We start from the raw sequence: 14,895 nt of genomic DNA, 5'->3' as shown, positions 1-14,895 counted from the left end.
TAAAAAAGACCTCTACCCCGCCATAGCATCCCAGGCACTTTCGAGCACATACAGGAGAAGGATATAACGTATCAGTTTGCCGACAAACATGGAAACAATAGTAAGCCATGTGTTGCTTCGCATAAATCCCAGTGCAATGGCGATCACCTCGCCAATGGCAGGAAGAAAGGTGAAGAATGCCATTAATGCCCCTTTCCCTTGCAGGAATTTCACCATTTTGTCTACCTTTTCTTTCTTTACCTTGAAGTATTTCTCAATCCAGCTGATTTTGCCCAGACGTCCCATGTAGTAACAGGTCATTCCGCCCACTGTATTGCCCAGAGTGGCGGATATCAGACAGGCTATCGGGGGCAGGCCGAGTTTCACCAATGCCACCAATACCAGTTCGGAACTGAAAGGCACGATGCTCCCAGCCAATAAAGCCGAGATGAATAATCCCGGAAGTCCCCATTCTATGAGGAGTTGTATCATTGAATCTACAAAAGCGTCCATATATTAAAAGCAAATAAGAGGATGAGGCCGACCAATGAAATGATAAAGAACACATTCGAACTTTTACTATTGGTCAGTACAAAGAAATGTCCGATCAGGATGCTGTTGCTTATGATAAGCAAAGGCAGCAGGGCACTGCAATATATCGGTTGCAAGGCAATCAGCAGGAACAGGAAGAGCGTCAGGTCTATCAAAAACTGGAGATAGGCACGTGTGCGTATCTTATCTTCAAATCCGGCAGCGATGCAATGGACAGCACTGACGATAAACATCACGAGCAGATAGCCCAGTATAGCCAATTCCCAGGGTTGAAGGATTTGTAAGTTAAAGACTTCTCCGAAAGCTAATAGCTGGTTGAAAGGGCGGTAGAACAACTCCATCTCATTATAGAAGAAGGCGTGTCCGAACAGCATCCAGTAGGGCAGCATCCATCCGAGCAGCGCGCCGCAGAAACTACGCGGAGTGAGCGACTGGAAACGGTAGGCTTCGAGCAACCAAAGCACCGAGAGGATGGTGAGCTGTGGGAAAAGAATGCTTCCCGCTCCGATAAAGAAGAAGGAATAGAATAGATAGCCCGCAGCTTGAGCTTGCTGATAGCTTTTAAACAGAAAATAAATGGAAATAAGAGAACCGAGGGCGACAATGTCTCCTATGTATAGTAAATGCATTCCCGGACAAACGGTAACCAGCAGGAAATAAATAGCTGTCTGCATGGAAGCCCTCATGCGGATAATACTGAACTGGTTGTTCAATTCTATCAGAAAATAGCCGATGATTGCGTAAACCAGAAAGCTGACAATTCGTTCTGCCCATCCCGGAAGCAGTAGATCGCGGGTGGATTGCAAGAAAGAAGAGCTGTCCTTGGGTGTTGTTGAGGCTATGGAGTCGGGAAATAAAAAGTAAGTCAACACCCAGCATAGGGCGCAGATAAAGATAACGGCAGGCAGGGTCCACCGTCCTGCCGTCACTTGACTTTGTAGTCTTTTATTTCTCATTTGTCTGTCAGTTCTTTTGCCGCCCGGCGGGCATATATCATCGCTTTGTAGGATCTATATGCTGTGCAAATAAGGGATTTATGCCTGCCGTGGCGTATCATTACAGGTTGTTTCTTACAAATCGAATCCGATGTCGCGGCGGAAATACTTCTTGTTGAAGTCGATCATGTCTGCCACTTTGTAGCTCTGTGCCAGTGCTTCTTCTTTCGTTGCACCGTAAGAGCAAACGGCAATCACACGTCCTCCGTTCGTCACCACTTGTCCGTCTTTTATGGCTGTTCCGGCATGGAAGATGATGCTGTCGGTGGCGGAAGCCTGTTCCAGCCCGCTGATAGGGAATCCTTTTTCGTAGGCTTCGGGGTAACCGCCGCTGACAAGAATAACGCAGCCGGCCGAACGTGGGTCCATCACCAGTGTTTTCTCGTTCAGATTGCCTGCCGCTGTGCCTTCAAGCAACTCTACGAAGTCGCTTTGGATGCGCAACATCACGCTTTCTGTTTCCGGGTCGCCCATGCGGACGTTGTATTCGATAACCATCGGTTCACCTTTCACCTTGATAAGACCGAGGAAGATGAAACCTTTGTAGGTGATCTTTTCTTCTTTCAGACCATTGATGGTCGGTTCGATGATGCGTGTGCGTACTTTTTCCATATATACTTCATCAGCAAACGGAACCGGAGTAACGCTACCCATACCGCCTGTATTCAATCCTTTGTCACCTTCACCGATACGTTTGTAGTCTTTCGCTACAGGGAGGACTTTGTAGTTGTCTCCGTCTGTCAGTACGAATACAGAGCACTCGATACCGCTCAAGAATTCTTCAATCACAACGGTTGCCGATGCGGAACCGAACATGCCGCCGAGCATTTCTTTCAGTTCTTTCTTCGCTTCATCCAGCGTAGGAAGGATGAGAACTCCTTTCCCGGCACAAAGGCCATCAGCCTTCAATACGTAGGGAGCTTCCAACGTTTCGAGGAAAGCGAGGCCCTCTTCGAGGTTTTCGGAAGTAATGCTTTTGTAGCGGGCTGTCGGGATGTTGTGGCGCATCATGAAGCCTTTGGCAAACTCCTTGCTGCCTTCCAGTTGTGCTCCTTGAGCCGAAGGACCGATCACGGCAATATGCTTTAGCTCCGGACGGTTTTGGAAGTAATCGTAGATTCCTTTTACCAACGGATCTTCGGGGCCTACTACTATCATTTGGATGTTCTCTTTTAGAGCAAAAGCACTGATTGCTTCAAAATCGGTTGCTTTGATGTTGACATTCTCGCCTACGGCAGTTGTTCCGGCATTTCCCGGAGCAATGTATAGTTTTTCAACTTTCGGACTTTGGGCAATTTTCCATGCCAGTGCATGTTCGCGGCCGCCCGAGCCTAGTAATAATATCTTCATCTTTGTATTGTTATGGATTTATACTGTTATCTATGATTTGTATGGATACGGTGGTGTCTTTGTCAGTTTTATAAGTTCTGCTCAAAGTACCGGGTGATTTTCTCATGCAGATGTACACGGTCGCGTCCTGCTACGTTGTGCTTGTGGCACGGGTAGATAAACAGGTCGGGATAAGTGCGGGCATCTACACAGGCTTTCATGAACGACAGGGTGTGCTGTGGCACGCAGGTGTCGTCGTGGTCGTCGTGAATAATCAATAGGTGACCTTTCAGTTGGCCGGCAAGGTTTTTCAGGTTACATTCTTTGTAGCCTTCCGGGTTGCTTTCCGGTGTATCCATATAGCGTTCGCCGTACATCACTTCATAATAGCCCCAGTCGATTACCGGACCTCCGGCAACGCCTACTTTGAATATTTCCGGGTAACGAAGCATCAAGGCGGTAGTCATGTGTCCTCCGAAGCTCCATCCGTGTACGCCGATGCGTTCGCTGTCTACGTAGGGGAGGGATTTCAGGAATTCAACACCTTTTACCTGGTCTTTACCTTCTTCGATGCCAAGACGGCGGAAGGTGGCATTTTCAAATGCCAGTCCACGGTTGCTGCTGCCACGATTGTCGATGGTAAACATGATATAGCCTTTACCTGCCATGTATGTGTCCCATCCGCGTGCGCCGTTTTGCCATCCTCCGGTGACGCATTGCGCGTGAGGACCTCCGTAGACGTATACGATGACGGGATATTTCTTGGCCGGGTCAAAGTTGGCCGGTTTCATCAGGCGATAATGCAGGTCGGTGGTGCCGTCTGCCGCTTTGATCGTTCCGGTTTCGATGCTTGGCATTTGGTATCCTTCGTAAGGGTTTTCAGCAGTCAGCAGATTGGCTGTTTCTTTGAAGTTTTTGGTGTCTACCAGGTTGATGACGCGAGGCTGGTCTTTTGTTGAATAACGGTCGATAAGATAAGTGCCGGAAGCGCTAAGCATGCCGCTATGTTCGCTTTCTTTGCAGTTCTCGAACGGTTGGCTTATTTTTCCATTGCTCACGTTTACAGCGAAATGTCCGCTTCTCAAGCCTTCTACGGCTGTGAAGATGATTTCTTTACGCTTTGTGTTGAATCCCAGGACGTCGCTGACCAGCCAGTTGCCTTTGGTCAGTTGTTTGACTTTGCCGGCCTGGAAATAAGTACCACCGTTGTCGCTGTTATAAGTTTCACCTTTCATGTTGGCTGCATTGGCATCAAAGAGATAAAGATGATTGTAGCCGTCACGCTGACTTTGATAGATGAACTTGGTAGGGTCCCACGGCAAAAATACGATTGCGTTTTGTGGCTCCACGTATTTAGGATGCATTTCTTCGTAGAGAACGCCCATCGGTTCTCCTGTTTCTGCGTTGTACTGGCAAAGTTTGGCGTGGTTCTGGTCACGGTTTACTTCAATCAGGTAGAGGCTTTTTTCATCCGGTGACCAGCTGATATTGGTGAAATAACGGTCTGTGGGATCACCTGCGTTCAGATAAATGCTTTTGCCTGTGGCAGGATTGTAAATGCCTACTTTTACCTGATGGCTCGTCATGCCTGCCATCGGATAACGTACATTGTTCACTTCGCCTACGCGTGCAGTGATGTCTACAAGCGGGTATTGTGTCACCATGCTCTCGTCCATACGGTAGAAAGCGAGCAGGTTACCTTTCGGGCTCCAGAAAGTGCCTTTGTTGATACCAAATTCATTCCGGTGTACAGTCTGTCCGCAAACGATGCCTTCGGGTTCATTAGTTACCGCTTTCTCGTTTACATACAGATTGTTACCTATCGTGTATGCCACGTTTCCACTGGCTGCGCAATAGTCTTCATTATCTGCTCCGTCTTTGGGTTTGAGAGTGCTGACAACTTGATTGCTCTTGAAATCATATACAATGAACTTTCCTGCTATCTTGAATAGCATTTGTGGCTTATCGGCCCATGGGAAACTGACGGAATACAGGTGTGATAACTTTCCTGCCTTGTTCTCTTCAAGCACTTTGTTGATCTGTTCACGAGTGATAGCCATTGTTTCCTTTCCCGTTTTGGGTTGGATAGAATAAAGGGTATCTACGCCCGGCTTGATACATTCGTCACCCCACCATTGCAGTCCGTACAGGTTGTCTGCATAGCGGTAACTCTCGCCACCCGGAATCAATTCTTCCAGTATCGGCTTTTTGGTTTCTTGTGCCATAACATTGAATCCGATTGGTAGTGCCAACAATAAAAGCATGGCTCTTTTTCCAATTTTACTCATTGCTCTTTTCTTTATTATTTGTTTTTAAATCCTTCTATTTTTACTCTGTCCAAAGGAGTCTGTCTTGATTGGATAATTGCACTTATTTTAGCAAAGGCATTAAATAGGTCGTCAAATTGTTTTTCGTAACTTTCCCTATCAGAGGTAATATCTTCTTCGAGATATTCGATGCGTTGTTTTAATTCTTCCAACTCCTTTTTAGGTATATTGGATAGAAGATATTGGCGCATGCGTACAAAAGCACGGATAATATTGATATTTACTTCCACAGCGGTCTTGGATTTGAGGACGCTGGATAACATAACTATACCATATTCAGTAAATGCAAACGGAAGATATTTGATGTTATATCCTTGTCCTGTTTTCAAGGTCGCAATTTGCGACCTTGAAATTGCAACTTCTTCCTTTGTTAGCTCGAACATGAATTCAGCAGGAAAGCGTTCAATATTACGACGTACTTGTTCTTTGAGGCGTTTAGTCTCAACTCCATACATTTCTGCCAAATCAAAGTCAAGCATAACTTTTTGCCCTCTGATTTCGTATATTTTGTTTTCTATAATGGCTATATCATCCATCTTTTTTTGTTTAGACAGGTTCCAATTTGGGACTGAACATTAGAACTATGATGTAAACTTGAAGTTCCAAATTGGAACTTCAAGTTTTTAATTAATTATTAACTAGCGAATTACAGGATGAATAAGTTGTTGGAATTAGAATTGTTTATTCCTCTTCCTTCTTCGGAATCCTCGGCTCCCGGTTCCCCCTAAATTCTCTTGGCCCTCTTGAATCTCTTCCTCCGCGGAATTCTCCCCGTGGCTTTCTGTCTCTGTCACCACCTTTGAACTCACCACCTTCTCTGCGCGGCTTGTATTCTCCCTCTTTGCGAGGCCTGGATTCACCATCCCGACGCGGTTTGAACTCACCTTCGCGGCGTGGTTTAAATTCTTTTTTTTCTCTGAATCTTGGAGCCTGTTCTCCTTCAGCCTCTTTCTTTTCTTCTCCCTCTTCCTGGCTCTTGAACTCTTTGTATTTTCCGTCAAAAATCTCATATTCGCGGAACTCACACTCCAATGGTCCATTGAACAAAGGAACTTTCTGACTTGCTTTCAGACCAATCTGGTCGAAACACTCTTCCCGATAAGAAAGCACCCATGCCTCGTTTCCTACAAACGCATGTTTCAGACGTTCACCGATCATCTGATAAAGTCCAAGCAAATCATTAGTGGAAATACGTTCACCATATGGCGGGTTAGTGATGATAATCGACTTTTCCTGCGGCTGTTCAAACTGTTGGAACGGCTGCAGCTTCAACACGATGTCTTTCGATACACCGGCAGCTTTTATATTATGAGTCGCAATCTCATTAGCTTTCGGATTGTTATCGTATCCGTAAATCTTATGAACAAATTCGCGCTCCTGACTGTCATCATTGTAAATCTCATCGAACATATCCGCATCGAAATCTACCCATTTCTCAAAAGCAAACCCTTTACGGAATACTCCCGGAGCGATATTCTTAGCAATCAGTGCCGCTTCAACAGGGATAGTACCCGAACCACACATCGGGTCGATCAAATCACATTCTCCGCGCCATCCGGTCATTAGAATCATGCCGGCAGCCAATACCTCATTTAACGGGGCTTCTACTGCTTCCTGGCGATAACCGCGACGGTGAAGTGATTCTCCAGACGAGTCCAAAGACAACGTACAGGTAGTCTGTGCAATATGAATATTCAGAAGTACATCCGGATTGTTGATACGTACCGACGGACGTTTTCCTGTTTTATCACGGAAATAATCCACAATCGCATCTTTCACCTTATACGAAACGAATTTCGAATGGCGGAACTCATCGCTGAATACTACTGCATCGATAGCGAACGTCTTGTTCACATCGAGATATTCTTCCCATGGAATAGCCTGTATTTGATTATAAACCTCATCGGCATCTTTGGCTGTAAAGTTTTTAATTGGTTTCAGGATACGGATGGCGGTGCGAAGGCAAAAATTCGCCTTATACATCATACGTTTATCTCCTGTGAATGAAACCATGCGGCGTCCTATTTGAATGTCGTTGGCTCCTAATGCTGTCAGTTCTTCTGCAAGTATCTCTTCCAGTCCCTGGAAAGTCTTGGCTATCATCTCGAATTGTTCGCTCATATAGATTCTTTTGATTTTATTTTTTTGCTTTAGTTTGTACGATTCTTGCTCCTGCAGGAACATTCTCCGTTACCCAGATATTACCGCCTACAGTCGCATCACGCCCGATGGTGATTCTTCCCAAAATAGTGGCGTTGGAATAAACAATCACATTGTCTTCCAGGATCGGATGGCGGGGGATTCCCTTGATTGGTTTTCCGTCGGCATCCAGCGGGAAACTCTTGGCTCCCAGTGTGACGCCCTGATATAGTTTGACATTGTTTCCGATGATACTCGTGGCACCGATTACAACACCCGTACCATGGTCGATAGTGAAGTGAGTGCCAATCTTTGCGGCCGGATGGATATCAATTCCCGTTTCGCTATGCGCCATCTCCGTGATGATACGGGGAATTAAAGGAACACCCAGTTCCAGCAGTTCATGCGCGATACGGTAATTGCTGATCGCTTTAATGGCCGGATAGCAGAAAATTACCTCTCCATAACTTTCGGCAGCCGGATCGCCATTATAGGCGGCTTCCACATCCGTTGCCAGTATTCTTCTCATGGCAGGTAGCTTACTGATGAATTTAGCAGCAAGACGTGCTGCCTCTTCCCGTTTCGAGTCGGAGCAGACGTTGCATTTCCCCTCTATGGAAGTGCTAAAACACAATCCGGCCAGGATCTGCTCACAAAGTAAGTCAAACAATTTTTCAATGTTGACGCCGATGTGATAATTAATTGTCCGGCTGTTAATAGTAGAATTTCCGTAGTATCCGGGGAAGAGAATGGAGCGTGAAAGCTCAATAATTTCATACAAGACTTTAGCAGAGGGCAGTGGTTCGCCATCTTTGTGCTGATGAAACAGTCCTTTATAAGATTCGCTTTCCGATAGCTCATCGACTGCCTGTGTCAAAATGTGGGTGAAGTTCAGTGGACTCATTAGGTCAGTTACTCATATTTATATGGGCACAAAGGTATTAAAAAAAATAATAAAATTCGCTGGGATTCAGGATAAATAATGTATTTTTGTCACATTCAAAACATGACATGAATAAGGGGACTGATGAATCGGAAGACTGCTATGAAACTATTTGGACTGTTGGGGCTGTTGATGTTGTTGAGTTGCGGATATGCTGATAGACACCGCAATAACTCTTCGTGCGAACAGGTGTTGGTTGATTCTCTGGAAGTTCGTGTACAGGATTCTTTGTTTTCCAATGTGCATTATTCCCGTTCACAGGTGCTTGACGCACTGACACAGGCGCAAGATTCCCAGGTCTATTATCGTTTGCTTGCCCTTTATGGGAAAACATTCTTTGTCTCTTCCGATTTTGATTCTATACTCTATTACAATCGCCGGGTAAAGGAATTTTTCCGCAATGCTTCCCAATCTTCCCAATCTCCACAATGGAATGATGTATTATCCGATGTTTATAATATCGAAGGCAACGTGTGGATGCAACTGAACCGCCCTGATTCTGCAATTACCGACTATAAGAAAGCCTACGAATATCGCCTGAAAGGAAAGAAACTGCACCTGCTCCCGGATATTTGTATCAATATTGCTGATGCCTATCTGCATCGCAGTGACTTGGCGCACACTGCTTCGTATTACCGGCGCGCCCTGTTTCTCTGTGATTCTTTGAACTTGTCCGAGCACACGAAATTTCCTGTCTACTACGGATTGGGGCAGACTTACATGGAACTGCGCGATTTCGATTTATCCAATCATTACTATGAATTGGCCGGGCAGTTCTTCGATGAAATGAACGTGAGCGAGCAATGGACCTATCTCAACAATCGCGGCAACCATTATTATTACCGGAAAAACTATCAGGAGGCTTTGAAATATATGCGCAGGGCCAATGCACTCGTATCTTCTTATCCGCAGATGGTGTTTGAACAGAACTTTATCAAAGTAAACCTGGGAGAATTGTACTTGCTGACTGACAAACTGGACTCCGCACAGATCTGCCTGGACGAAAGTTATCGTTTCTTCTCCGATATACAGCATAACTCGGCTGTTCATTACATTGAAACCCAGATGATTGAACTGGCATTGAAGAAAGGTAATATAGCCCAAGCGAAGACTATGATCGCCCGGACTGCTCCTGTGGGGCATCTTGACGCCAATATGTTGACTATACGCAATCAGTATCTGCAACATTATTTTGAGCATACCGGTGATTACCGCCGTGCCTATGAATACCTGAAACGTGATTGCCATCTGGACGATTCCATCCGGAGCGAACGGATACAGATGCGTGTTGCCGAATTGGATATGCGTTACCGGCAGGATACGATAGTGCTTCGTAAGGAAATGAAGATTCAGCGACAGGCGGCAGAGATGAGAGTGCTCAAGTTGAGCGTATCTATCTGGGTACTTGTCTGCGTGTTGCTTGTGGCAGGGGTAGTGGTAGTTGTCTGGTATATGCGTAAAAAGAGGGAGTTTCTTCGCCAGCGTTTCTTCCAGCAAATCAACCGTGTCCGCATGGAGAATTTGAGAAGCCGGATTTCTCCTCATTTTACTTTTAATGTACTGGGACGTGAGATCAATCAGTTTAACGGCTCGGAAGAGGTGAAACATAATCTGATGGAACTGGTGAAATATCTCCGTCGTAGCCTCGAACTTACCGAGAAATTGAGCGTATCTTTGCAAGACGAACTGGATTTCGTCCGTACATACATCGAACTGGAACGTGGACGTGTCGGAGAAGATTTTGTCGCAACAATCACGGTGGAGGACGGTTTAGATGCAACCCGCATCATGATTCCATCTATGATTGTGCAAATTCCGGTGGAGAATGCTATTAAACATGGACTGGCGGGAAAGGACGGAAAAAAGGAGCTAATGGTATATGTTTCCCGTGAAACAAATGGGATTCGCATAACGGTTACCGACAACGGACGCGGGTATCTCCCGCAGGTAGTTTCCGCCACACGGGGTACTGGTACAGGATTGAAAGTGTTGTATCAGACCATTCAATTACTGAATACAAAGAACAAGAGTGATAAAATACGTTTTAATATAACCAACAGAAGCGATGGACAAACCGGTACGGAAGTGTCGGTATATATCCCGTTTCGTTTTTCTTATGATTTATGATGGAGACAGAAGAAAAGTATAAGGTAGTCATCGTTGACGATGAACGTACAGCGATTGATGCTTTGCGCCGAGAGTTGGAGCCCTATCGTGAATTTGAAGTAAAAGGAATCGCAGGGAATGGTGCAAAAGGTAAAAAGATGATTATGGAGTTGCATCCGGACTTATTGTTTCTTGATGTGGAACTTCCGGATACGTTGGGACTCAATCTATTAAGTGAAATCAGGGAGGATATTTTGTGGGATATGAAGGTTGTGTTTTACACCTCTTATGACAAATACTTGCTTCAGGCGTTGCGTGAGTCGGCTTTCGACTTCCTGCTGAAGCCTTTTGAAGCAGAAGACCTGAAAGTAATTATGGACCGTTACCGGAAGGCTATGACCTCTACTTCGCTTCCTCTTTTGCCTTCTTTTGCTTCTTCTATTAGTGCATTGATGCCCCAGCAAGGCATGTTTATGATTAGTACAGTGACAGGCTTCAAACTCTTGCGACTGGAAGAAATTGGCTTTTTTGAATATCTGAAAGATAAACGTCAATGGCAGGTGGTCTTGTTTAATCAAACTTGTCTGAATTTGAAGCGAAATACAAAAGCAGAAGATATTATCAGTTATTCACAAGCTTTTGTACAGATTAGCCAATCTGCTATTGTAAATGTTAATTATCTGGCAATGATTGATGGTAAATGCTGTCAACTTTATCCGCCTTTTCACGATAAGAACGATTTGATTATTTCCCGAAGTTATCTAAAAGAACTGCAAGAGCGTTTCTTTGTTTTGTAATGTAGACCTCATATTATGAAATACGCCACTTCTTCAGCAGAAGCGGCGTATCCTTTTGTTAGAATATTAGAATGAGAGAGAGTTTATGTTACATGTTTGTATTATCCATCGTAACGGTCATTTCGGGTACCAGTACGTAGGCTTGTTTTTTAGCGTTCCATTTATAATAATTCGTAGTAACGGTCTTGCCTTCATAAGTGTAATTGATACGTAGGTCTTTTTCCCATGCGTCTTTGCTATTGTTCCATTTCAAGGCCTCGCTTTCAATCATACGTTTGTTGTCATCGTACTTGTAGTTGTACTTCATGTAGTTGGCAAGTGTATTTCCGTCCATTTTGTAAACGGTTTGTCCCACTGTCATGCCATTCTCTTCGATTGGATTATAAATCAATTGATTATCGTAGCTACGTGCAGAAGTAGCAAGCGATACAACAAGAAGAGCTGCAGATAAAACGAACATTTTTAAAGATACTTTTGCTTTCATGGCTATTTAAGTTTTTGGGTTATACTTTCATTTGTCTACCAAATACATTGGTTTTATGCTGCAAATCTACATATTAATTTGGTATTTACGCATTTTAGAAGATAAAAGATTGTCAAAATGTCAAGAGTGGAGGTGGGTGATAACTAGCTTTTTGCCAATATTGGTGACAAAAAAATATCCGGCAGTCAATCTGCCGGATATAGAATGAATCACTTCGTCGAAAAAGGAATCTTTTTTCTAGCTTTCTGGATACAGAGTTAAATAATGTTATTACCCAGACTTGCCTCCATTTTGTAAGCGGAGGTCCCTGATAAGGTGGAGTCTCCTTGTGTAATTAGTGTCTAAAAGATAGCAATTCCTTATTGAGGTGGCCTTTATTCACTTGATGGTTTAATGTGCCTCAAGCCAGTTTTTGCCCCATCCGCAATCTGCTTTCAAGGGGACGTGCATGCGGTATGCTTTCTCCATTTCTTCGATGACGATTTCTTCTACACGCTCTTTTTCATTGACAGGAACGCTGAAATTTAATTCGTCATGTACTTGCAGGATCATTTTGGCTTGTATTCCTTCGGTCTGGAACCGTTGATAGATACGTGCCATTGCTACTTTTATAATATCTGCCGCACTTCCCTGGATAGGGGCGTTGATGGCATTTCGTTCCGCATATCCGCGTACAACGGCATTCCGCGAATTGATGTCCGGCAAGAAGCGCTTCCGATGGAAGATTGTTTCCACATAGCCTTTTTCCTGGGCCACCTGAATGCTTTTATCCATATATGCTTTCACTCCCGGATAAGTTTCAAAGTAACCGTCGATTAACTCTTTGGCTTCTTTACGATCTACATTCATTCGTTCGGCAAGACCAAATACGGATATGCCATAGATGATACCGAAATTGGCAGTCTTGGCTTTACGGCGCATGTCGGAACCTACGTCTTTCAGGTCGATCTTATAAACTTTGGCAGCAGTGGCCGCATGAATATCGTGATTGCTAAGGAAAGCATCAATCATATTCTTATCCTCGCTAAGGTGTGCCATGATGCGCAATTCAATTTGCGAATAGTCGGCAGAGAAGAAGAGGCAGCCTTCATCGGGGATGAAAGCCTTGCGGATTTCTTTTCCATTCTCGTCGCGGATAGGGATATTCTGTAAGTTCGGGTTACTTGAACTAAGGCGTCCCGTAGCGGTTACAGTCTGGTTGAAAGAGGTATGCACCCTTCCTGTGCGTGGGTTGATAAGTAGGGGAAGCGCATCGATATACGTGCCCAATAGCTTTTTCAGTCCGCGATGTTCCAGAATCTTTTCTACCACAGGATGTTTATGCCGGAGGCTTTCGAGCACTTCTTCCGAGGTGACATACTGCCCGGTCTTGGTCTTTTTTGCTTTTTCTATAATCTTCAGCTTGTCAAACAAGACTTCGCCGACTTGCTTGGGTGAAGCGATGTTGAAGGTCTCACCGGCCAGTTCGTAGATTTCTTTTTCGATTTGCTCCATCTGGGCGGTGAAATGAGCGGATGATTGTTGCAGTGCTTCCGTGTCTAGCAATACTCCGTTCCGTTCGATATTGACTAATACCGGAACAAGAGGCATTTCTATATCATAGAATAAACGTTCGGCGTCATTCTCTTTCAGCTCTTTCTCCAATACGTTTTTCAGTTTCAGAGTGATGTCCGCATCTTCGCAAGCGTACAGATATACATCTTTCGGGTCGAGGTCGCGCATGTTCTTCTGATTCTTTCCTTTGGGGCCTATCAGTTCGTCAATATGGATAGTCTGATAATGCAGATAAATTTCTGCCAGGTAATCCATACCATGACGAAGTTCCGGTTGAAGAACATAGTGAGCGATCATCGTATCGAAAAGCGGACCTTTTACTACTGCACCATAATTTTGAAGAACAATCATATCGTACTTGATATTCTGTCCGACTTTTAACGAATTCTCATTTTCGAAGACCGGGCGGAACTCCTTTACGATTTTTAACGCTTCGTCCCAGTCTGATGGAACAGGAACATAAAATGCTTCATTTTCGGCAATGGAAAAACTCATTCCGACCAATTCGGCATCCATTGGTTCGGTTCCGGTGGTTTCCGTATCTAACGAGAGAATTTTAGATGTAAGTAATTTTTGAACAATTTCTCTTCTTTTCTCCTCTGTATCAATGAGTTGATAGTTGCCTGACTGCGATTCTAACGTCTCTAGATTTGATTTTTTTGCTTCATCCGGCTCATTGGGCGTGAAATTCGCAAACAAATTGCCTTGTATTCCGCCTCCTTCTTCGGGAAAAAGTGGAAGAGGAGAGGGGGCGCTTTTTCCGGTGGCGACTTTGCTTCCAGGAGTGGAGGTTATTCCATTTCCGGAAACTCCTTTTTTTAGTACCCGGTCGATGAGCGTTCTAAATTCCAGTTCTTCGAAAATGCTGCGAAGTGAATCTTCGTCTGCTTCTTCGCGGACAAGAGAATCCATTTCAAGTTGGATGGGCACATCAATTTTAATCGTGGCGAGGAATTTCGAGAAAGTAATCATTTCCCGGTTCGTTTCCACTTTTGTTTTCAGTGCACCTTTCAGTTGGTCGGTATGCTCTAATAAATTTTCGATGCTTCCGAATTCGGAAATCAGTTTTTGAGCAGTCTTTTCTCCTACTCCGGGACATCCGGGGATATTATCCGAAGAGTCGCCCATCAGTCCGAGCATGTCAATCACTTGTGCCGGAGACTGAATGTCAAACTTGGCTTTCACTTCTTCAACACCCATCACTTCGAAACCTCCTGTGTGCTTGGGACGGTACATAAATACCTTGTCGCTTACCAACTGCCCGTAATCTTTGTCGGGAGTCATCATATAAGTGGTGATACCCTGACGGCCGGCTTCGGTGGCAAGCGTACCTATCACGTCGTCGGCTTCGTAGCCTGCAACTTCCAGAATGGGGATGCGGTAAGCACGTATAATATCCTTTATAATAGGTACGGAAAGGCGAATCGCTTCCGGAGTTTCCTCCCGCTGTGCTTTATATTGTTCGAAAGCTTCGTGTCGGAAGGTAGGTCCTGCGGGGTCGAAGGCTACTCCTATATGAGTGGGATTTTCTTTTTTCAGCACTTCTTCGAGGGTGTTTACAAAGCCCAGTATAGCTGAAGTATTGAATCCTTTGGAATTGATTCTTGGGTTTTTAATAAAGGCGTAATACGCTCGATATATTAATGCATAAGCGTCTAAAAGAAATAATTTATTACTTGAATCCATAGAT

General features: G+C 44.6%; 11 protein-coding genes. 2 read left to right on the top strand and 9 right to left on the bottom strand.

Annotated elements, in window-relative coordinates; all coding sequences use genetic code 11:
- Positions 1-12: 12 nt before the first annotated feature.
- The 7 genes from KTR06_RS11485 to KTR06_RS11455 all read right to left on the bottom strand — a co-directional run bounded on the left by KTR06_RS11485 (position 13) and on the right by KTR06_RS11455 (position 8,225).
- Positions 13-492: a YqaA family protein gene (locus KTR06_RS11485; RefSeq protein WP_008023780.1), complete on the bottom strand. Its 480-nt coding sequence runs from the start codon at positions 490-492 to the stop codon at positions 13-15.
- Positions 477-1,487: a hypothetical protein gene (locus KTR06_RS11480; RefSeq protein WP_009041166.1), complete on the bottom strand. Its 1,011-nt coding sequence runs from the start codon at positions 1,485-1,487 to the stop codon at positions 477-479. The genes KTR06_RS11485 and KTR06_RS11480 overlap by 16 nt, the downstream gene beginning before the upstream one ends.
- A 114-nt stretch (positions 1,488-1,601) precedes the next feature.
- Positions 1,602-2,876, bottom strand: a complete 1,275-nt coding sequence (gene purD, locus KTR06_RS11475) for a phosphoribosylamine--glycine ligase (RefSeq protein WP_120067698.1) — start codon at positions 2,874-2,876, stop codon at positions 1,602-1,604.
- Positions 2,877-2,944: 68 nt separating this feature from the next.
- Positions 2,945-5,143: a DPP IV N-terminal domain-containing protein gene (locus KTR06_RS11470; protein WP_120067694.1), complete on the bottom strand. Its 2,199-nt coding sequence runs from the start codon at positions 5,141-5,143 to the stop codon at positions 2,945-2,947.
- A gap of 14 nt (positions 5,144-5,157) precedes the next feature.
- Positions 5,158-5,718: an ORF6N domain-containing protein gene (locus KTR06_RS11465; RefSeq protein ID WP_004296702.1), complete on the bottom strand. Its 561-nt coding sequence runs from the start codon at positions 5,716-5,718 to the stop codon at positions 5,158-5,160.
- A 145-nt stretch (positions 5,719-5,863) separates the two neighbouring features.
- Positions 5,864-7,303: a class I SAM-dependent RNA methyltransferase gene (locus KTR06_RS11460; RefSeq protein ID WP_120067692.1), complete on the bottom strand. Its 1,440-nt coding sequence runs from the start codon at positions 7,301-7,303 to the stop codon at positions 5,864-5,866.
- A 16-nt stretch (positions 7,304-7,319) separates the two neighbouring features.
- On the bottom strand, positions 7,320-8,225 hold the full coding sequence (locus KTR06_RS11455; protein WP_004296704.1) for a serine O-acetyltransferase: 906 nt from the start codon (positions 8,223-8,225) through the stop codon (positions 7,320-7,322).
- A gap of 123 nt (positions 8,226-8,348) precedes the next feature.
- Between KTR06_RS11455 and KTR06_RS11450 the strand changes: the two genes are divergently transcribed.
- Together KTR06_RS11450 and KTR06_RS11445 are read left to right on the top strand one after the other, a co-directional pair.
- Positions 8,349-10,391 carry a histidine kinase gene (locus KTR06_RS11450; protein ID WP_120067689.1) on the top strand — a complete coding sequence of 681 codons (2,043 nt, stop codon included), beginning with the start codon at positions 8,349-8,351 and terminating at the stop codon, positions 10,389-10,391.
- A complete protein-coding gene (locus tag KTR06_RS11445) occupies positions 10,388-11,167 on the top strand; it encodes a LytTR family DNA-binding domain-containing protein (protein ID WP_004296706.1) in 780 nt (259 codons plus the stop codon). The genes KTR06_RS11450 and KTR06_RS11445 overlap by 4 nt, the downstream gene beginning before the upstream one ends.
- A gap of 88 nt (positions 11,168-11,255) precedes the next feature.
- Here the strand turns inward: KTR06_RS11445 and KTR06_RS11440 are convergent, their stop codons facing one another.
- Together KTR06_RS11440 and polA are read right to left on the bottom strand one after the other, a co-directional pair.
- Complete coding sequence (locus KTR06_RS11440) at positions 11,256-11,651, bottom strand: DUF3836 domain-containing protein (RefSeq protein WP_004296707.1); 396 nt, start codon at positions 11,649-11,651, stop codon at positions 11,256-11,258.
- A 390-nt stretch (positions 11,652-12,041) separates the two neighbouring features.
- A complete protein-coding gene (gene polA / locus KTR06_RS11435) occupies positions 12,042-14,891 on the bottom strand; it encodes a DNA polymerase I (protein WP_217290364.1) in 2,850 nt (949 codons plus the stop codon).
- Positions 14,892-14,895 lie beyond the last annotated feature (4 nt).

This window comes from Bacteroides sp. MSK.20.12 (assembly GCF_019052435.1).
Classification (GTDB): domain Bacteria; phylum Bacteroidota; class Bacteroidia; order Bacteroidales; family Bacteroidaceae; genus Bacteroides; species Bacteroides xylanisolvens.
Note: the sequence above shows the minus strand (reverse complement) of the source record. Positions and strands in the feature narration are given on the sequence as shown.